The 17,192-nt window shown below is 63.3% G+C and carries 18 protein-coding genes; 8 read left to right on the top strand and 10 right to left on the bottom strand.

The annotated features are described in order from the left end of the window. Positions 1–458 precede the first annotated feature (458 nt). Positions 459–2,057, top strand: coding sequence for a DUF3300 domain-containing protein (locus GWL_RS19000; RefSeq protein WP_008333340.1), 1,599 nt, complete (start codon positions 459–461; stop codon positions 2,055–2,057). Positions 2,058–2,139: 82 nt separating this feature from the next. On the opposite strand, the gene GWL_RS19005 is transcribed toward GWL_RS19000, so the two are convergent. After that, positions 2,140–2,661: a GNAT family N-acetyltransferase gene (locus GWL_RS19005; protein ID WP_008333341.1), complete on the bottom strand. Its 522-nt coding sequence runs from the start codon at positions 2,659–2,661 to the stop codon at positions 2,140–2,142. 442 nt (positions 2,662–3,103) lie between these two features. Between GWL_RS19005 and GWL_RS19010 the strand changes: the two genes are divergently transcribed. The 4 genes from GWL_RS19010 (at position 3,104) to GWL_RS23965 (ending at position 7,532) form a co-directional block, all read left to right on the top strand. Then, positions 3,104–3,817, top strand: coding sequence for a gluconate 2-dehydrogenase subunit 3 family protein (locus GWL_RS19010; protein WP_008333343.1), 714 nt, complete (start codon positions 3,104–3,106; stop codon positions 3,815–3,817). Between the two features lie 57 nt (positions 3,818–3,874). Continuing rightward, positions 3,875–5,647 (top strand): GMC family oxidoreductase, encoded by a 1,773-nt coding sequence (locus GWL_RS19015; RefSeq protein WP_008333344.1) that lies wholly within the window; start codon positions 3,875–3,877, stop codon positions 5,645–5,647. A gap of 13 nt (positions 5,648–5,660) precedes the next feature. Continuing rightward, positions 5,661–6,944 (top strand): cytochrome c, encoded by a 1,284-nt coding sequence (locus tag GWL_RS19020; protein WP_008333345.1) that lies wholly within the window; start codon positions 5,661–5,663, stop codon positions 6,942–6,944. A 156-nt stretch (positions 6,945–7,100) separates the two neighbouring features. Further along, complete coding sequence (locus GWL_RS23965) at positions 7,101–7,532, top strand: hypothetical protein (RefSeq protein ID WP_008333348.1); 432 nt, start codon at positions 7,101–7,103, stop codon at positions 7,530–7,532. Positions 7,533–7,547: 15 nt separating this feature from the next. Here GWL_RS23965 and GWL_RS19030 read toward each other — a convergent pair whose 3' ends face one another. Next, entirely contained in the window at positions 7,548–7,880 is a 333-nt protein-coding gene (locus GWL_RS19030) for a helix-turn-helix transcriptional regulator (protein ID WP_008333354.1), read from the bottom strand. Between the two features lie 125 nt (positions 7,881–8,005). Between GWL_RS19030 and GWL_RS19035 the strand changes: the two genes are divergently transcribed. Both GWL_RS19035 and GWL_RS23730 read left to right on the top strand, forming a co-directional pair. Continuing rightward, the gene (locus GWL_RS19035) at positions 8,006–9,094 is read left to right on the top strand and encodes an NADH:flavin oxidoreductase/NADH oxidase (protein WP_008333356.1); all 1,089 of its coding nucleotides are present in this window, start codon (positions 8,006–8,008) and stop codon (positions 9,092–9,094) included. A gap of 430 nt (positions 9,095–9,524) precedes the next feature. After that, positions 9,525–9,677, top strand: a complete 153-nt coding sequence (locus GWL_RS23730; protein WP_008333357.1) for a hypothetical protein — start codon at positions 9,525–9,527, stop codon at positions 9,675–9,677. Between the two features lie 114 nt (positions 9,678–9,791). On the opposite strand, the gene GWL_RS19040 is transcribed toward GWL_RS23730, so the two are convergent. The 5 genes from GWL_RS19040 to GWL_RS19060 all read right to left on the bottom strand — a co-directional run bounded on the left by GWL_RS19040 (position 9,792) and on the right by GWL_RS19060 (position 12,807). Continuing rightward, on the bottom strand, positions 9,792–10,520 hold the full coding sequence (locus tag GWL_RS19040; RefSeq protein WP_034351670.1) for an Imm52 family immunity protein: 729 nt from the start codon (positions 10,518–10,520) through the stop codon (positions 9,792–9,794). A gap of 2 nt (positions 10,521–10,522) precedes the next feature. Next, positions 10,523–11,107: a restriction endonuclease fold toxin 5 domain-containing protein gene (locus tag GWL_RS19045; RefSeq protein WP_008333359.1), complete on the bottom strand. Its 585-nt coding sequence runs from the start codon at positions 11,105–11,107 to the stop codon at positions 10,523–10,525. Further along, the gene (locus tag GWL_RS19050; protein WP_008333360.1) at positions 11,104–11,325 is read right to left on the bottom strand and encodes a hypothetical protein; all 222 of its coding nucleotides are present in this window, start codon (positions 11,323–11,325) and stop codon (positions 11,104–11,106) included. The genes GWL_RS19045 and GWL_RS19050 overlap by 4 nt, the downstream gene beginning before the upstream one ends. Positions 11,326–11,403: 78 nt before the next feature. Then, positions 11,404–11,817, bottom strand: coding sequence for a PAAR domain-containing protein (locus GWL_RS19055; protein WP_008333369.1), 414 nt, complete (start codon positions 11,815–11,817; stop codon positions 11,404–11,406). 366 nt (positions 11,818–12,183) lie between these two features. Beyond that, positions 12,184–12,807, bottom strand: coding sequence for a glutathione S-transferase family protein (locus GWL_RS19060; RefSeq protein ID WP_008333373.1), 624 nt, complete (start codon positions 12,805–12,807; stop codon positions 12,184–12,186). Between the two features lie 219 nt (positions 12,808–13,026). Between GWL_RS19060 and GWL_RS19065 the strand changes: the two genes are divergently transcribed. Continuing rightward, complete coding sequence (locus GWL_RS19065) at positions 13,027–13,926, top strand: DMT family transporter (RefSeq protein WP_008333375.1); 900 nt, start codon at positions 13,027–13,029, stop codon at positions 13,924–13,926. Between the two features lie 74 nt (positions 13,927–14,000). On the opposite strand, the gene GWL_RS19070 is transcribed toward GWL_RS19065, so the two are convergent. The 3 genes from GWL_RS19070 to GWL_RS19080 all read right to left on the bottom strand — a co-directional run bounded on the left by GWL_RS19070 (position 14,001) and on the right by GWL_RS19080 (position 17,168). After that, positions 14,001–14,921 carry an ornithine cyclodeaminase family protein gene (locus GWL_RS19070; protein WP_008333377.1) on the bottom strand — a complete coding sequence of 307 codons (921 nt, stop codon included), beginning with the start codon at positions 14,919–14,921 and terminating at the stop codon, positions 14,001–14,003. 33 nt (positions 14,922–14,954) lie between these two features. Beyond that, positions 14,955–15,893: a LysR family transcriptional regulator gene (locus GWL_RS19075; RefSeq protein ID WP_008333379.1), complete on the bottom strand. Its 939-nt coding sequence runs from the start codon at positions 15,891–15,893 to the stop codon at positions 14,955–14,957. Positions 15,894–16,118: 225 nt separating this feature from the next. Next, positions 16,119–17,168 carry a bifunctional nicotinamide-nucleotide adenylyltransferase/Nudix hydroxylase gene (locus GWL_RS19080; protein WP_008333381.1) on the bottom strand — a complete coding sequence of 350 codons (1,050 nt, stop codon included), beginning with the start codon at positions 17,166–17,168 and terminating at the stop codon, positions 16,119–16,121. Between the last annotated feature and the right edge of the window lie 24 nt (positions 17,169–17,192).

Below are 17,192 nucleotides of genomic sequence, written 5' to 3' on the forward strand. Positions count from 1 at the left end.
TTTGTGGTGATTCCATCATTTTATGTCATGTGTGCATCTGGACGACATCTTGCCTTGGCAAATCGATTCGGATGATCGTCAGGCCATTCTCCATCGCATGAAAAACTAAGTTTTTTTCTTTTCATGACGATCAATCTCTGCGCTCATTTTCCGGACGGCGCACCGCTTTCTTGCAAATTGCTGACAAGGGCTATCGCCCGCATGGGCTTTTGTGGTGCGGACTTCCGGTCAGTACTTTGTCAGCTTCCCGCATGCCGCGATGTGCGCACTGCCGGATCATCCGTTTCGAACCTTTCAACAGGCCCATGCTCGAATCCTAATACTGTACGACGTCTAGCCAGTCATCGCGCAGTTACATCCCATCACAATTCCGACGTCAACTGGGCAGCGTGATGTGCCGTTAGCCAGACTATCGCCACGTCGTTTCCCTGCTGCGCTACGCATCGAGGACTTACATCATGACAACAAGAAACAGATCTTCCGCCATCATCCTCTCCGCCTCGCTGCTGGGTGCAGTGCTGGCCCTCTCCGCCTGCCAGAAGCAGGATGCCGCTCCGTCCACGGCAGCGGCCGCGCCGGCGGCGCCGGCCACCCCACCCTATACGCCGCCCACGGCCCAACAACTCTCGCAGATGGTGGCGCCCATCGCTCTCTTCCCGGACAAGCTGGTGGCGCAGGTGCTGGCCGGGGCCACCTACCCTGACCAGATCGTCGCGGCCAACCAGTGGCTGGGTCAGAATGGCGCGCTCAAGGGCGACATCCTGGAGGCGGCCGAGGACAAGCAGCCCTGGGATGTCAGCGTGAAATCGCTCACCCTGTTCCCGGCGGTGCTCTCGCAGATGGCCACCAATGTGGACTGGACCCGCTCGCTGGGCGAGGCCTTCGTCAATGACCCGAACGATGTGTTCAATGCCATCCAGGCCCTGCGTCTGCGCGCGCAGCAGGCCGGCAATCTCAAGACGTCCTCGCAGCTGAAGGTGGTGAGTACCGCACGCAGCAGCGAGACGGTCCGCGTGGAGAATGCGCCCGCGCCACGCACTGTCTATGCCGGCGCTCCGGTGATTCCGCCGCCGCCGCAGACCATCGTGATCGAATCCAGCCAGCCCGATACGGTCTATGTGCCGGCCTACAATCCGGCGGTGGTCTATGGTCCGCCGGTGCCGGTCTATCCGGGCTATGCGTACCGTCCACCCAGCCCGGTGGCCAATGAAGTCGTGGTCGGTGCCCTGTCCTTCGGTGTGGGCGTGTTCGTGGGTGAAGCCGTCAGCCACCATGCCGGCTGGGGCTGGCATGACTGGGGCATGCACTGGGGCGGTTCCGGTGGTGACGGCGGCTCCTCGGGCAACTGGCAGCGGCCAGCCGTGGTGTACAAGAACACCACCTATGTCTCCCGCTCGACGACGGTGATCAATCGCGTGACCAACAACAATGTGACGGTCAACAATACGCGGGTGGTGAACAACAATGTGAACAACGTCAGTAACGTCAATAACGTGCGCAATGTCGACGAACACAATGTCAACAACCAGACCCGCATCGACAATCACCGCGAAGCGATAGCCCCCGCTGCCATGAGCATGCCGCACTTCACGACCAGCGACGCCCGCCCCGGTGCGATGCCCTCACCGCATGCGCAGCCCGCGCAGCAAAAAATGGAGTTGACCAACCGGGCCGCTGCGCACCAGCAAGCCGTGCAGGACCAGGCCGCCCGCCAGCATCAGGAAGCGGCGCAGCAGGCCCGGCGCGAACAGCAGCAACAGCAGGAGCAGCACGTGCAGAAGGAACAGCTGGCCGCGCATGAACGTGAGCAGGCCGAAGAAAGAAAGGCAGAGGCGATGAAGCACGAAAATGCGCATCCTCTGCTGCCGGCGCATTCCCCTGCAACAGCGCGGCATGAAGACCGCGCGCAACAGCAGCAGCACGAGCAAAAAGCGGCGGCGCATGCACAGCAAGCCCACGCCGAACCCAGGCACGAGCCCGCCAGGCACGAACAGGACAAGCATTCCAACGAGAAACACGAAGGCGAGAAGCAAGAGCGAGAAAAGCACAACGGCTGAAGTCGCCCCTCCCCCTGTCATCGCTGAGCACCAACACCAAGGGCCGCTGCAATGCGGCCCTTGGTGTTTGACGCCACGGCCATCAGCGACCGATGCGGTCCGGATCGGTACGCTGGTCCAGCGTCAGCTGCAGGAAGACCAGATCCAGCCACTTGCCGAACTTGGTACCGACCTGCGGCATGTGGCCGACCTGCTCGAAACCCAGCTTCTTGTGCAAGGCGATGGAGCCGACATTGCTGGCATCGATGGCGGCCACCATGACGTGCTTGCCGACAGCGCGGGCACGCGGGATCAGGGCCTCCATCAAGGCGATGCCCAGTCCGGCGCCACGATGATCCTTGTGGACATAGACCGAATGCTCCACCGAATGACGGAAGCCATCGAAGGGCCGCCAGTCACCGAAGCTGGCATAACCCAGCACTTTGTCATCCTCCACGGCCACCAGTACCGGATAGCCCAGCTGGCGCCGCGCAGCGAGCCAGTCCTGGCGGTTCTTGTCGTCCACCAGCGTGTCGCTCCAGATGGCGGTGGTGTTGACCACGGCGTCGTTGAAGATCAGGGTGATGGCGGGGATGTCGGCGGGAGTGGCGTCGCGAATCTGCATGGTGTCTCGGGTCTCAGGTCTCGGTTATGAAGTTCAACGGCAACAACGATCAGGGTGAGCAGTGTAGCCGAAGACGGCGACGGGATGATCTTGCCCTGCGGCAGCGTCTTAAGACATCTGACAACTAGAAGTGTTAGAATGCGTGCGCTCATCCATAGAGCGCCCGCCTTGCCTGATTGATGATGGCCAGGACCGGGAATGACAAGAAATGCCAGCCCCGCAGGCTGGACGCAAGATCGGAGACGAGTTGACCCACTCTGAGATTGCGACCCATGACCGATTCCATTGCCCCGACATCCCACCTTGCGCAAGCCGCTTCCGGCGCTGCCGGTGCCTGCGCGCGGGGGCGGCATCGGTGGCGGCGGGCGCGGTCCTGCACGGTGCGCGCAGACTCCGGCGCCTTGTGCAGCCTGTTTTCCACCCACTCCACTTTGCTCCCATCATGACCACCAAGTTCAGTCCCTCGCGGCGTGCCGTCCTTGCGGCCACCGCAGCGGCAGTGCCGCTAGTCTCGCTGCCAATACTCAAGCAGGCCCGGGCCGATGGCCTGGAAGGCATCGAGCTGCAGCACTACCAGCCGGTGTTCTTCAATGCCGCGCAATGGCTCTTCATCCTGGCCGCCTGCGACCGCCTGATCCCCGCCGAAGGGCGTGGACCGGGCGCGCTGGAAACCAATGTGCCGGTCTTCATCGACCAGCAACTGCACGCCGGCCTGGGCAACGACATCTACCAGCAAGGTCCGCATCAGACGGACGCGCCTGCAACGCTGGGTTTCCAGATTCCCTACACACCGCAGCAGGTCTATCGCATCGGCATCGACCTGACCCAGCAACTCAGCCAGCAGCAGCACGGCAAGCGCTTCGAGCAGCTGGACGCCAGGGACAAGGATGCCCTGCTGACGGCACTGCAAAAGAACGCTGTCGATTTTGGCGCGCTGGGCGAAAAGGCGATGAAGCCATCGCAATTCTTTGGTCAGTTGCTGGGCGATACCAAGAACGGCTATCTGGCCGATCCCATGTATGGCGGCAACAAGGACATGAAAGCCTGGGTCGCCATCGGCTTCCCCGGCGCGCGTGCGGCCTATACCGAATGGGTGGACCAGCACAACGTGAAATATCCGCTGGGCCCCGTGAGCCTGTCGGGCAAGCGCGCCTGATGCGCGCGGCCCGCCATCTCAACGCCCTCGCCTGCAACCTCTTACTGATTGATCTCCATGCCTGACATCACCAACGACAACGTCGACGTCGTCATCGTCGGCCTCGGCTGGGCCGGCTCCCTCATGGCCATCGAACTGGCCCAGGCCGGCCTGAAGGTACGCGCCCTCGAACGCGGCCCGGACCGTCCGCCCGAGGACTTCGCCTATCCCAAGCCAGCCGACCAGTACGGCTACGCAACCCGCAACAAAGTCTTCGCCATGCCGCGCGATGCTGCCCTGACGGTGCGCTACAACACCGCGCAACAGGCGCTGCCGACCCGCAAGTGGGGCGCCTTTGCGCCCGGCACCGGCGTGGGCGGCTCGGGCCTGCACTGGACGGCGGTATTGATCCGTCCCACGCCCACCGACCTCAAGCTCAAGACCTACGCCGACCAGGCCTACAAGCACGGCCAGCTCGATCCGGAGATGCGCATCAAGGATTTCCCCTTCACCTGGAACGAGATCGAGCCGCACTTCGATTTCTTCGAGAAGGTGTGCGGCCAGTCGGGCAAGACCGGCAACCTGCGCGGCCAGATCCAGCCGGGCGGTGACCCCTTCGAAGGACCGCGCTCGAACCCCTATCCGCTGCCACCGCTGCACGACACCTACAACAGCAGCCTGTTCGCCGACGTGGCGCGCAAGATGGGTTACCACCCCTTCCCCAACCCCTCGGCCAATGTCTCGCAGGCCTGGACCAATCCATATGGCGCGCAGATCGCCCCCTGCAACTACTGCGGCTTCTGCAGCAAGTATCCCTGCCTGAACTACTCCAAGGCATCGCCGCAGACCACCATCCTGGATGTGGTCAAGCGCATGCCCAACTTCGACTACAAGGTGAACGCCAACGTCATCCGCGTGGATCTGCACGCCGACAAGAAGACCGCGCGCGGGGTGACCTACATCGACGAGAACATGAAGGAAGTGTTCCAGCCGGCCAAGATCGTGATTCTCTCCGGCTTCCAGTTTGCCAACGTGCGCCTGATGCTGCTCTCGGGGATCGGCAAGCCCTATGACCCGATCACCGAGACCGGCGTCATCGGCCGCAACTATGCCTTCCTCTCCAACGGTGGCGCGACGCTGTTCTTCAAGGACAAGCACTTCAATTCCTTCGCCACGGCCGGCGCCAGCGGCGAAATGTTCAACGACATCTCCCCGGGCAACTTCGACGATGGCATCAAGCTGGGCTTCATCGGCGGCGCCAAGATCCACAGCTCGCAAGCCTCGGGCGCGCCGATCGGCACGGCGCTGCCACCGGGTACGCCGAGCTGGGGGCGCGGCTGGAAGGAGGGCATGATCGACTGGTACGACCATTCCATGAAGATCAGCATCACCACCACCTGCATGTCCTATCGCGGCCACTTCCTGGACCTCGATCCGAACTACAAGGACCCCTGGGGCCAGCCGCTCTTGCGCATGACCTTCGACTGGCGCCAGAACGAACTGAAGCTGCAGCGCTACCTGCGCGACATCGTGCTCAAGATCGCCAAGGAGCTCAATCCCGATCACATGTCGGAAAGCTTCCTGGCCCTGGATTCGCACTGGGACATCACCAAGTACGTCTCCACCCACAACGTGGGCGGCGCCATCATGGGTGATTCGCCGCGCGACTCAGCCCTGAACAAGTACCTGCAATCCTGGGATGTACACAACGTCTTCGTCCCCGGCGGCAATGCCTTCCCGCAGAACTTCCAGGCCAATCCGACCGACACCATCGGCGCCATCACGCTCATGGCGGCGCAAGCCATCAAGACGCAGTACCTGAAGAACCCCGGCCCGCTGGTCCAGGTGTAAGGGGGGAGAGAACATGAAAAAACTGACTTCATCGTTTGCCGCCCTGGTCCTGTCGCTGGCTGCGCTGGGTACGCTGGGTGCGCTCAATCCGGCGCACGCGGCCGACCAGGACGCGGTGGCGCGCGGCCAGTACCTGGCCCGCACCGGCGACTGCATGGCCTGCCACAGCGCCGCCGGCAAGCCGGCCTATTCGGGCGGGCTGGCCATTGACAGCGGCCACGGCATCATCTACTCCACCAACATCACGCCGGACAAGGAACACGGCATCGGCAACTACAGCGAGGCGCAGTTCGCCGCTGCCGTGCGCCATGGCATGCGTGCCGATGGTACGCAGCTCTATCCGGCCATGCCCTACCCCAGCTATGCCAAGGTCAGTGACGAGGACATCCATGCCCTCTACACCTACTTCATGCAAGGGGTGAAGCCGGTGGCCTCCACGCCGCCGGCCAGCAGCATGAGCTTCCCCTTCAACATCCGCTGGGGGATGAAGCTGTGGAATGTCTTCTTCGCCAATGACAAGCCGTTCAAGGAGCAGGACGGCTGGAACGCGGAGATCAAGCGTGGTGCCTATCTGGTCGAGGGCCTGGGCCACTGCGGCAGCTGCCACACCCCGCGCGGGTTCGCCATGAACGAGAAGGCCAGCGACAGCAGCCAGGCGCAATTCCTCTCGGGCGGCGACCTCAACGGCTGGGCGGTACCGTCGCTGCGCGGCATGCCACACTGGAGCGCACAGGACATCGTCGACTACCTGCAGACCGGCCGCAACAAGACCGCCTCGGTGGCCGGCGAGATGAGCCTGGTGGTGGAACACAGCACCGCGCACCTGAAGCCGGAAGACCTGCAGTCCATCGCGGCGTATCTGAAGACGCTCTCGCCGGTGGCCTCGGCCAGCAGCGGTCGCGTCACCCCGCAAGGGGTCGAGGCGACCACGAAGAAACTCACGGCCGCCAAGGACCTGAGCCTGGGCGAGCGCTTGTACCTGGACAATTGCGCGGCCTGCCACTTCGTCAACGGCAAGGGCGCGCCGGGCATCTTCCCGGTGCTCGATGGGGCGACCGTGGTCAATGCCGACAATCCCAGCGCATTGCTGCACGTGATCCTGGCTGGCGCGCGCACGCCCTCCACCGAGAAGGCACCGTCGATCCTGGTCATGCCGGGCTTCGCGCATCGCCTCTCGGACAAGGAAGCGGCAGAACTGGCCAGCTTCGTGCGCCAGGGCTGGAGCAACCAGGCAGGGGCGGTGTCGGAGAAGGAAGTGAAGCGGATGCGGGAAGGCCTCGCCAAGCACGGGTCCTGATTTCCTGCGCCAATTGCCGCTGTGAAGGAGAAGGCTCGCATGGCAACATGCGGGCCCTTTTTACGCCGCGCTCACGCCATGCCGGCCGCACGACGATTGACCACGATGAACGATCGCGCCACTATAGCGCCCAGGCACTTCTTCTTGAAAGCACGCATGCTCCCCACTTATGGCGCCACCTATCGCGGCAAGCACATCAGCGTCTCCTGCACGCAGCAACGCGATGGCGACGTCCTTTGCACCGTGCAGATCGACGGCGAACCGGCCCCCGGCCTGCGCGGCAATCCCTTCGCTTCGGTGGCATCGGCACAAGTGGCCGGCGTGGGTTACGCACGGGCGATGATCGATACCCAGCTCGACAATGACGTGGCCGAGCATCACGGCTATTTCATCCGGGTCAGCAGCAGGGAGCAGATCGACGGCACCTGGGTCGGTAGTTACCAGCTGCATCGCAATGACAACCCGGTCGCTTTCCGGCGCGTAGTGTGCGAGGACTTTCGCGGCAATACCCCGGTAGAGGCAGAACAGTATGCGATGGCCACGGCCTTCGTGGCAGTGGACGCCGACGTCAAGGCCGGCAAGCTCTGAGCGGATGGGCCAGCTTCAGGCCGCTTTCTTGCGGCGGCTCGGCAGCTTGTCGTGCTGGGCCAGGATGGCCGACAGCAAACCCGGAAAGCGTTGCTCGATATCGGCGCTGCGCAAGGTGTTGATGTGGGTGGTGCCATTGCTCTCGGTGCGCACCAGGCCGGCTTCGCGCAAGACCTTGAAGTGATGCGAGACGGTGGACTTGGGACGACCGCCATCGAGCTCGCCGCAGGTCGCACATTCCACGCGCGCCAGGTGGCGCACGATTTCCAGGCGGATCGAATCGCTCAGCGCGTAGAGCACGCGCTCCAGCACGAACTCGGCAATCTCGGGATGTTTGTAGGGACGCATCTGCAAGATGATACACCCTGGGTTATACTCCTTCCATAGTTCGAATATTTACGAACAACCGAAGCGAGTGCTGTGCCAGTGCAGCGCTTGTTGATTTCATCTTCATCATTGACAAGAAGCCACCCATGTCTGCTCTCTTTACTCCCTTCAAGCTCAAGGACCTGAACCTGCGCAACCGCATCGCCGTCCCGCCCATGTGCCAGTACATGGCAGTGGATGGCAAGGCCAACGAATGGCATCTGTCGCACTACGCCAGCATCGCCCGTGGCGGTGCCGGCCTGGTGATCGTGGAAGCCACCGCCGTGGCGCCGGAAGGCCGCATCACGCCGGGCTGCACCGGCATCTGGTCCGATGCGCTGGCGCAAGCCTTCGTACCCGTCGTGCAAGCCATCAAGGCAGCCGGTGCCGTACCCGGCATCCAGATCGGCCACGCCGGCCGCAAGGCCAGCGCCAATCGTCCCTGGGAAGGCGACGACCATATCGCTGCCGGCGATGCGCGCGGCTGGGACACCATCGCGCCCTCCGCGATTGCTTTCGGCAAGGGCTTGCCCAAGGTCCCCAAGGCCATGAGCCTGGACGACATCGCACGTGTGCGCCAGAACTTCGTCGATGCCGCCATCCGCGCCCGCGACGCCGGCTTCGAATGGCTGGAGCTGCACTTCGCCCATGGCTACCTGGGCCAGAGTTTCTTCTCGGCGCATTCCAACCAGCGTGACGACATCTATGGCGGCAGCGTGGAAAACCGTGCCCGCTTCCTGCTGGAAACCCTGCGTGCCGTGCGTGAAGTGTGGCCGGAACACCTGGCCCTGACGGTGCGTTTCGGCGTGCTGGAATACGATGGCCGCGACGAGCAGACGCTGGTTGACTCCATCGGCGTGGTGCGCCAGTTCAAGGAGATCGGCATGGACATGATCAGCGTGACCATGGGCTTCACGATCCCGGAAGTGCAGATCCCCTGGGGGCCGGCCTTCCTCGGCCCGATCGCCAAGCGCGTACGCGAGGAAGCTGGCGTGCCGGTGTCGTCGGCCTGGGGCTTCGGCACGCCGGAACTGGCCGAGCGCGCCGTCAAGGATGGCCAGCTCGATCTGGTGATGGTGGGCCGCTCGCACCTGGTCAATCCTCACTGGACTTACCAGGCCGCCAAGGAACTGGGCGTGGAGCGCCCCTCCTGGACGCTGCCGGCACCTTACGCGCACTGGCTGGAACGTTATTGATGAGCTGATGCGGCGACTCGCTGCCTTGGCAGCATGACCGCATTGCCGGCCTGCAAGCCGCTCAGGGATTGCCTGAGCGGCTTGTGTGTTTTCTAGAACCCATTTCATAAATAGGCGTGAGTGCGAGCGAGTCCCGTTTGGGATGAAGTGCAAGGCGCGAATTTGGGTCAAGACTGGGCGTCTTGACCCAAATTCGTAACGCAGCAATTCGCCCAAACGGGCCGCTCCCTCCGGGTTCTGTCCAGAAAGGGCGCTGGCCGCGTTGCGCTCCTTGCGTGTGGCACCGCCACACGACGCGTCGCGCGCCTTGCCAGCGCCCTTTCTGGACAGAACGCATCTCACGCCTATTTATGAAATGGGTTCTAGGGAAAATCACTAGAGCCAGGCAAGGTGCTTTCTCCTAAGATGAAGTCGTCTTGAGGAGATCATCATGTTCACCACCTTCCTGCTGACTGCCGTTCTCTCTACCCTGGTCGTCGTCGCGATATCGGCGACGGGGATCTATCTGTTGGCCGAAGCCCGCTGGCGGCATCATCCGCTGGCCCGCAGCGCCAGCCTGCCGCCCCGGCGGCTGCCGTATTGAGCGAGCGGGACGGTTCCTCTGTGGATGCCGCCTGGTGTGTGTCTGCCTGAATCGCGATGAAATGATGTTGGCCCCCTGGTCGTCGGACCCGGGGGATTTTTTTTTGCGCCGGCCTTACAGGGCAGAGTAGCGCGGCAACAGGTCCTGGTCGGCGAGGCGAATTTCGATGGCGTTGGCGGCCTGGATGTGATCGGGGTTTTCATCGTCAAACGCATCGCCCGCCACTGAGACGATGATGGTGCCGCGTTGCTGTCCGTCCTCGTTCAATACCGGCAGCAGCTCGGCCGCCTCGGGGACTTGGGCGCGCGTGATCCTGCCTGGCAGATACAGCAGCCATCCGGCGCCGGGGCGATCGGCGAAGACCTTGTGGCGCATGCCATATCCGTCAGGGTCGACAGCGATGAAGGGAGGCTGCCATTGCAACGAGAGCCCCGTCAGCACCTTGATCAGATTGGCCTTCCGACTCAAGGATGGCACCCCCTGCGCCTGCAGGCGGAAAGTGGAATTGCCGGGTCCATCGGCCTGCTGCAATCCGAGCAAGATGGCGGAGCCGCCTTCTTCTTCATAGCCGTTCCAGATACCAAGATAACGAAAGCCGTTGGCAGGATCACAGCGCTCCTCCTCTTCCACAATGGCCAGTGCAGCGCGTGTAGGACCGTCTCTTTCAAATGCCTGGATGCGCCGGGCATCTTCCGGCGTATCAGCTGGAGGGCACCAGTCGTCCAGCGGCATGCCCACGGCGTCCAAAAGAAGCGCGACTTTCCATAGTATGGAGAAATGTTCGGATGCGCTAGGCAAGGCGGCGAGCGTTGAAGCAAAGGCAAAGTTGATGACAAGATACATGATCATGGCTTATGGAAAAGTTGGATGGGGAGCTTGTTGGCAGGAAAGACCTCGTTCAGATGACGAAAGACCAAATGATCCTGCACGTACCAGCACAAGTGGGCAGGACTGGACTTCAATACCGTCGCACTCTGCGCGGCGGCTTGTTTCAACAGATTCGGGTACCCCTTCAATCCATAGAAGAACTTGGGCTCACCCGTCTTTCTGTCAAAAAACTGCGCATACCGTGCCTTGGCCTCTTGCAGAAGACATGGGCCGAGCTGGAATCCATCGAAATCAATGTCATCGAAGGCCCACTCGGTATAGGGCGCAAACCCGGTCACGCGCGCCTGATAGGCCCGCGCCTCTTCAGACATGTGCCAGTTGCGTGGCACCAGGCTCCCCGCTGCGGGCGGACAGCGCTTGCAGGACTGATCTTTCTTCAACACATCGGCCTGGCTCAAAGGAGAAGACTTGGCCTCTTCAGCCCTGCGCGAACTGCTGTAAATGGCCGCTCCGGCACCGGCTGCAGCCGCCGATGCACCCAGCCCTATCCATCCAAGAATCTCGCTGCTGAGCAGCGGTACCGCCACGACGGGAGCGATCATGATTTGCCCTCCCCATCTTGCGGCGCAGCCAGCTTGTGCAGGACGGCGATCATGTCATCGAGCCTTTGTTCGGGCGTGGCGCCCGGACGGCGAAGATAGCGCACGGTGCCCGGACGACGGAACAGACCCGGCCAATCGGCCGACAGATACATCATGTAGATCAGGTGGGAAAGCGCACCGAAGCCGAGCGACAAACCATGCTCATAGGCCTCGCGCATGCGCCGGATTACCTCGCTGCGGCCCGGCACGCGCTGCAGGTCGGCACGCTCGGCCAGAAACCATGATGTCGGCGGCCATCAGCTGCGCACCAGCAGGGTGGCGCCGCTGATGGCAGCATCGCGCATGCAGCTCAGGCAGATGCCGGAGTCGACCGATGCGGTATTCCCGGCACCGGCCTTGGCCACCTCGGCCTCAGCGGCCATGAATTCCGGACTGGCGATCCGACCCTCGGCATGCGTGCTGGTAGCCTGGCTGGCGATGAGTGTGGCGCCACAGGCGGTGCGGTCACCGTGGCGCGCCACGGCTGCGCCAAGCGAGAACATGTCGCCTGCGCCGGTAGTGATGGCAAAGGTCCCTTGACACCGAGGGCAGACCGTCTGATCGCCCACGCGTGCCACCGGCTTGCCATGAACCATGAAAGTGAGATCGCCGGAGATGACCGTGCCGCCGTGGCTGGTCTTGTCCCCGATGGTGATGAAGGCTTGTGGCATACGCTCCTCCTCTGCAGTAATGACGTCAGCCGCAGCGCGAAGAAGAGAATCCGGGAAAAGCCTTCAGCTGGTGCCGCAGCAAAGCCGCACATCATGCCGGGGCAAGACGCGTCGGCCCGCATGGGGCAGAAAAGAAGAGCGAATTATGGAAGTTTTTTTAGTAACGCCTGATACCTTTTCGAGGCAGGCGCAAGCGATCAAAACAGATCAGTAAAACAGCAAAGTCCACAAGGGAACGCTGGCCAGCAGCAGACAGCCAAGGAAGGCGGCAAGGAAGAGCAGTTTTTTCTTTCGGGTGGCCATGGTGAACCTGCAAGACGGAAATGGGCGCATGCGCAAGGCCGCAGTGTACCGCGCCCGCCGTCATCAGGCCATGCCGTTGCGGCCGTGGGCACGGAAGCCCGGCCGCTCGCTGAGGCGCTCGTAATACGCTGCCACGGCCGGCAAGGGCGCATGGTCCAAGGGCGTGCCGAACCAGCGATTGACCGACAACCCGACCGGAATATCGGCCAGCGTGAATGTCGGCCCCGCCACGAAACCGCCGCTGTGCTGCAACTGTTGCTCCAGCACCTGCATGAAGCGCGTCCAGCCAGCGATGGACGCCGCCAGTTGCTGCGCGTCGCCATGCTCGGGCGACTTGCGCACCAGCGCCATGAAGGCATAACTCCAGCTGCGATTGAGGTCACTGGCCTGCCAGTCCATCCACTGGTCGATGCGCGCACGCAGGCGCGGCGCCTGCGGATACAGCGCGGTGCCGCCGTACTGCCCGGCGAGATAGCGCAAGATGCTGTTGGACTCCCACAGCACGAAGCCATCATCATCAATCACCGGCACCATCGCATTGGGATTCATGGCAACGAAGGACGGCTCGCTGGTCGCCCTGAAACCGATGCCCCAGTCCTGCCGCTCAAAGGCAATGCCCAGCTCGCTACAGGCCCACAGGACCTTGCGTACGTTGATGGAATTGTCACGGCCGTAAATCGTCAGCATGCAGGCTCCTGTACAGTAAGTGTCAGGCTGGCAAGTCTAGCAAGTGGCCCGGTACGGTGCCATGCACAGTTCTTCCTCATTCTCCCCGGTGTCTGTTGCGCTGCAGCCAAGTGGCCCGGTACAAAGCTGCCAACTGTACCGGGACGGCTTTCGGAAGTGGCCGTACAATCATCATCCGACTGGCCATCCCGACGCCGCATTGCGGTACCGCCCACTTCCATGTCCTCCTCCAACATCGCCAAGCTGTTGCTGCTGGCTGCCATCTGGGGCACCAGCTTCATGCTCATGCGCATTGCCGCGCCGGTCTTCGGTCCCATGCTGACCACCTTCGGCCGCGCCTCGCTGGCCACGCTCTCGCTGCTGGCCTTTGCGCGCATGCGCGGGGTATCGCTGCAATGGCGGCGCAACTGGCTGCCCTACCTGGTCATCGGCATCTTCAATACCGCCCTGCCCTTTGCACTCTTTGCCTGGTCGGCCTTGCACATTCCCTCGGCCTACATGGCCACCATGAATTCGCTGGCACCGATCTTCACGGCCATGTTCGGTTTCCTGCTGCTGGGCGAGCGTCTGAGCCTGCTGCGTACCGGCGCCTTCGTGCTGGGTCTGGTGGGTGTGGCAGTGCTGGTCGGCATCGGTCCGGCGCCAGTCGACGCGCTGGTGGTCGCCGGTGTGCTGGCGGCCATGGGGGCGGCGGTCAGCTATGGTTTCGCCGCCACCTTCACGCGCATGCGCGCCGGTGGCATCCCGCCCATCGCCATGGCCACGGGCAGCCAGTTCGCCGCAGCCCTCTGTCTGTTGCCGCTGGCGGCACCCTCGCTGCCGCATGCCTTGCAAGCGGGTACGCTGCCGGCCCTGCTCTCTGTACTGGTGCTGGGCGTGGTCTGTACCGGTATCGCTTATGCACTGTTCTTCCAACTGATTGCCGCCGAAGGTGCCACCAAGGCCATCACCGTGACCTTCCTGGTGCCGATGACGGCCTCGCTGTGGGCCTGGCTGCTGCTGAACGAACCGGTCACCCCGGGGACCGTGGCGGGCATCGCCATCGTGCTCATCGCCACCGCCACCGCCTTGCGGGCCAAGCCGGCAGCCGCCGCCAGTGACAAGAAAGTGGCAGCCTGATTCCAGGCTGGGCCAAATAAAAAGGCGCTGCGGGGAAATCCGCAGCGCCTTTTTTCATGCCACCCGGGTCCGGCTTACCAGCCGTACTGCGCGCACGCCTTGCGATACGCCAGTCCCGCCAGCGCCACATCTTCCAGGCCGATACCGATGGCCTTGTAAATGACGATGTCCTCTTCCCGGCGCTGGTACGGCAGGCTGCCATCGACGGCCTGCGCCAGTTCCATCACCTGCTCCCAGTCGAACACGCCCGGCGCACACTGCACCAGGTCTCCGGCCTCCTGCTGCGCCTGCGGCTTCCATTCCACGAACAGGGCGGCGGCACGACCGATGGCGGTATCATCCAGCTCGCGCACGTTGGCCTTGGAGGCGCCGACGGCCGCCACGAAGGCGCCCGGGCGCAGCAGCTTGCCATCAAAGAGCGGCGTGGCCGAGCGGGTCACGGTCACCAGCACGTCCGCTGCCGCCGCAGCTTCGTCAATGCTCACCACGCGCGCCGACACACCGTGGTTGCGCGTGACCTCCTCGGCCAGGGCTTCCCGGCCCGACAAGCCGGCAATGAGCACTTCCTTGAAGGGCCGCACCTGCAGCAGCGCCGGAATGTGCGAGCGCGCCTGCACACCGGTACCGATCACGGCCAGGGTGGCGGCATCCTTGCGGGCCAGCGCGTCGCAGGCCACCGCCGTGGCGGCCGCAGTGCGCAGGCCGGTCATGGCATCGCCTTCCAGCGTGCACAGCGGTGCGCCGGTCTGGCTGGAGAACAGCTGGATGACGAACTTGAACTGGCCCTTGATGGTGGTGTAGACCTTGGCCCCGGCAATCCCGGCGGAGGGGATGACCGCGCCCATCATCGACAGCATCACGCCATTGGCGGCACTGGTGCGTACGCGCCCCTGGTGCGCGCCCTCGGCGGCGTGGGCAAAGGCCTCGCGCATGGAGGCGATGGCGTCTTCGGTGGTCAGCAGTTCGCTGACCTGCTGGTTGGTAAGAAATTTCATTGGGGACCTTGGCTTCAAAAAATGCAGGAGTAATTACGGCGTACCGTGCTCGGCCTTGAGATAGTTCCAAATCCGGTCTATGTCCGGATTGGCGCCATCGAGGCGGCGATAGACGCGGATATCCATCTCGTCGCACCACAGCCCTTGTTCCAGCGCCTCACTGTCGTTCGGGGCGATGGCCAGGGTCAGCTTGCCCTCGGCGATCTCGCGCGCGACCGCGCTGGCCGGCAGCCAGGCGATGCCATGGCCTTCGACGGCCATGCTCTTCAAACCCTCGGCGAGATCGGTCTCGAAGCGACGGAACAGATGCACGCGGCGCGGGCTGGAATGCAGGGCCTTCTCGACGATGCGCGAGAGCGAGGAATACGGGGAATAGCTCAGGAAGGGTTGCGGATCATTGGGCGTGCCCGGCAAGACGTACTTGGGCAATCCGCCGGGCAGCGTCTTGACGTAGGGGCGCAGCGGCTCCTTGCCCAGCGAGAGCACGTCATAGCGCTCGGTATCGAGGGCGATGCCCTGCTGGCGATGGTCATAGCACAGCAGCAGGTCGCAGTTGCGCTCCACCAGGGCCATGACCGCATCGTGCACATTGCCCGCCATGACGGTGGTGGCGATGGCGCCGATGGTCTTTTCGATTTCCGACAGCAGCTTGGGGAAGACCGTCAGCAGCAGCGTATGCGGCATGGCAAAACGCACCGAGGACTGCGCACCGGCCAGCTGGCCGCGCAGTACCAGCCGCGCCTGCATGGACTGGTTGAGCATTTCCTTGGCGATCGGTACGAAGGACTCGCCGGCCGGCGTGAGCGTGCAGGGATAGGACGAGCGGTCGAACAGTTCTGCGCCCAGCCAGGTCTCCAGCGAGCGGATGCGGCGGCCAAAGGCCGGTTGCGTGACATTGCGCAGCTTGGCTGAACGGCTGAAGTTCAGCGTATCGACGACCGAGAGGAAGTCCTCCACCCATTTGATTTCCATCTTCCCTACCCCGTTGGCTTGCCGCGCCGGTCCGGCGGCTTGTCTATGGCGCCGGCCATGTTGTGCGTGGCGGTCGCCCTCCCTTGGAACGCCAGCCACTATACCGAAACGGCATCGACAGCGCCCCATGCCATTTTGGCATGGAGCCTGCCACGACAGGATGAAAATGAAGATGCAAAAGCAATGCTTTCCTCTGCGCAACAGCTGCCGCAGCGAGCGCCAGGGTCAATGCCCGCCGGTCAGGTCCAGGAAGGTATCGAGGATATGGAAGTGATCATCGAAGAAGCTCGCCTCCATCGCGGCCAGCTGGTCGATGGGCGTCCACACCGCCTGGGCTGCATCATCGGCGGCCTCCACTTCCGGCAAGTGCTCCAGCCGCAGGTCGAAATAGTAGGCGTGGGTGATGGTGCGTCCGCGCGCGCTGCGGTCAGGATGGTCGAAGATCTTGACGTCCACCAGCGCCTCTTCCAGCGTCACGTCCAGCACGGCCAGGTTGGTTTCCTCGGCCAGTTCGCGCAGGGCCGCCTGCATCAGGCGCTCGCGCTGGTCCAGGAAGCCACCGGGAATGGCCCACAGGCCGCGCCCCGGAAAGCCCTTGCGCTGCACCAGCAGTACATGGTCCGCCGCCCGGATGACCGCATCGACTGTAGTGAAGACCGGTGGATAGGGTGCCGCCGCCCAGGCCGCATGATACTTGCGCAGCTGGCGATGTTCTTCCACCAGCGCCGCGTAATGCGGCAGCAGCGACCAGGCACGCAGATAGTGGCGTACGCTGGACGGTACCAGCGGGGCCAGCACGTCGAGGCTGACCTCCAGGTCCTCGGCCTCGAACCAGACCTTGCGGATATCGGTGGCATCGATGTCACCGGCGCGCGGCAGGGTTTCCAGCTGCCATTGCGGGAAGTGGTGCAGGTAGTAGCTGGAGGCATCCTTGAAATGACCGACCAGCAGCACCCTGGCCTGGGGATCGGTCCGGGTGGCGACCAGGCGGCGCACCTCGGCTGACCAGCGGCGGTCGTCGTAGTAATCACGGGTGGCGACAAAGCGCAGGCGTTCACGTTGCCCGGGCGGCATGGCCCCGGCGATCATGGCGGCGCGTTCCTCCCAGGTAAAGGGATTCTTGGTGTTGCGCGCATGGAAGGCCGAGCCCAGTACCACGATGACCGTGGCAGCGCACTCCAGCGCGTGATGCAGCAGATGCAGGTGGCCGTTGTGCACGGGCTGGAAGCGACCGATCACCACGGCGGCGTCGTATTGCGGATTCAGGATGGGCATGTGCTTTCCTTGATGATGCTGACA

It is taken from the genome of Herbaspirillum sp. GW103 (genome assembly GCF_000261365.1).
GTDB lineage: Bacteria > Pseudomonadota > Gammaproteobacteria > Burkholderiales > Burkholderiaceae_D > Herbaspirillum.

Coding starts and splice junctions, on each gene's coding strand:
- GWL_RS19000 (WP_008333340.1), top strand. CDS start 459: ATGACAACAAGAAACAGATCTTCCGCCATCATCCTCTCCGCCTCGCTG.
- GWL_RS19005 (WP_008333341.1), bottom strand. CDS start 2,661: ATGCAGATTCGCGACGCCACTCCCGCCGACATCCCCGCCATCACCCTG.
- GWL_RS19010 (WP_008333343.1), top strand. CDS start 3,104: ATGACCACCAAGTTCAGTCCCTCGCGGCGTGCCGTCCTTGCGGCCACC.
- GWL_RS19015 (WP_008333344.1), top strand. CDS start 3,875: ATGCCTGACATCACCAACGACAACGTCGACGTCGTCATCGTCGGCCTC.
- GWL_RS19020 (WP_008333345.1), top strand. CDS start 5,661: ATGAAAAAACTGACTTCATCGTTTGCCGCCCTGGTCCTGTCGCTGGCT.
- GWL_RS23965 (WP_008333348.1), top strand. CDS start 7,101: ATGCTCCCCACTTATGGCGCCACCTATCGCGGCAAGCACATCAGCGTC.
- GWL_RS19030 (WP_008333354.1), bottom strand. CDS start 7,880: ATGCGTCCCTACAAACATCCCGAGATTGCCGAGTTCGTGCTGGAGCGC.
- GWL_RS19035 (WP_008333356.1), top strand. CDS start 8,006: ATGTCTGCTCTCTTTACTCCCTTCAAGCTCAAGGACCTGAACCTGCGC.
- GWL_RS23730 (WP_008333357.1), top strand. CDS start 9,525: ATGTTCACCACCTTCCTGCTGACTGCCGTTCTCTCTACCCTGGTCGTC.
- GWL_RS19040 (WP_034351670.1), bottom strand. CDS start 10,520: ATGTATCTTGTCATCAACTTTGCCTTTGCTTCAACGCTCGCCGCCTTG.
- GWL_RS19045 (WP_008333359.1), bottom strand. CDS start 11,107: ATGATCGCTCCCGTCGTGGCGGTACCGCTGCTCAGCAGCGAGATTCTT.
- GWL_RS19050 (WP_008333360.1), bottom strand. CDS start 11,325: ATGCGCGAGGCCTATGAGCATGGTTTGTCGCTCGGCTTCGGTGCGCTT.
- GWL_RS19055 (WP_008333369.1), bottom strand. CDS start 11,817: ATGCCACAAGCCTTCATCACCATCGGGGACAAGACCAGCCACGGCGGC.
- GWL_RS19060 (WP_008333373.1), bottom strand. CDS start 12,807: ATGCTGACGATTTACGGCCGTGACAATTCCATCAACGTACGCAAGGTC.
- GWL_RS19065 (WP_008333375.1), top strand. CDS start 13,027: ATGTCCTCCTCCAACATCGCCAAGCTGTTGCTGCTGGCTGCCATCTGG.
- GWL_RS19070 (WP_008333377.1), bottom strand. CDS start 14,921: ATGAAATTTCTTACCAACCAGCAGGTCAGCGAACTGCTGACCACCGAA.
- GWL_RS19075 (WP_008333379.1), bottom strand. CDS start 15,893: ATGGAAATCAAATGGGTGGAGGACTTCCTCTCGGTCGTCGATACGCTG.
- GWL_RS19080 (WP_008333381.1), bottom strand. CDS start 17,168: ATGCCCATCCTGAATCCGCAATACGACGCCGCCGTGGTGATCGGTCGC.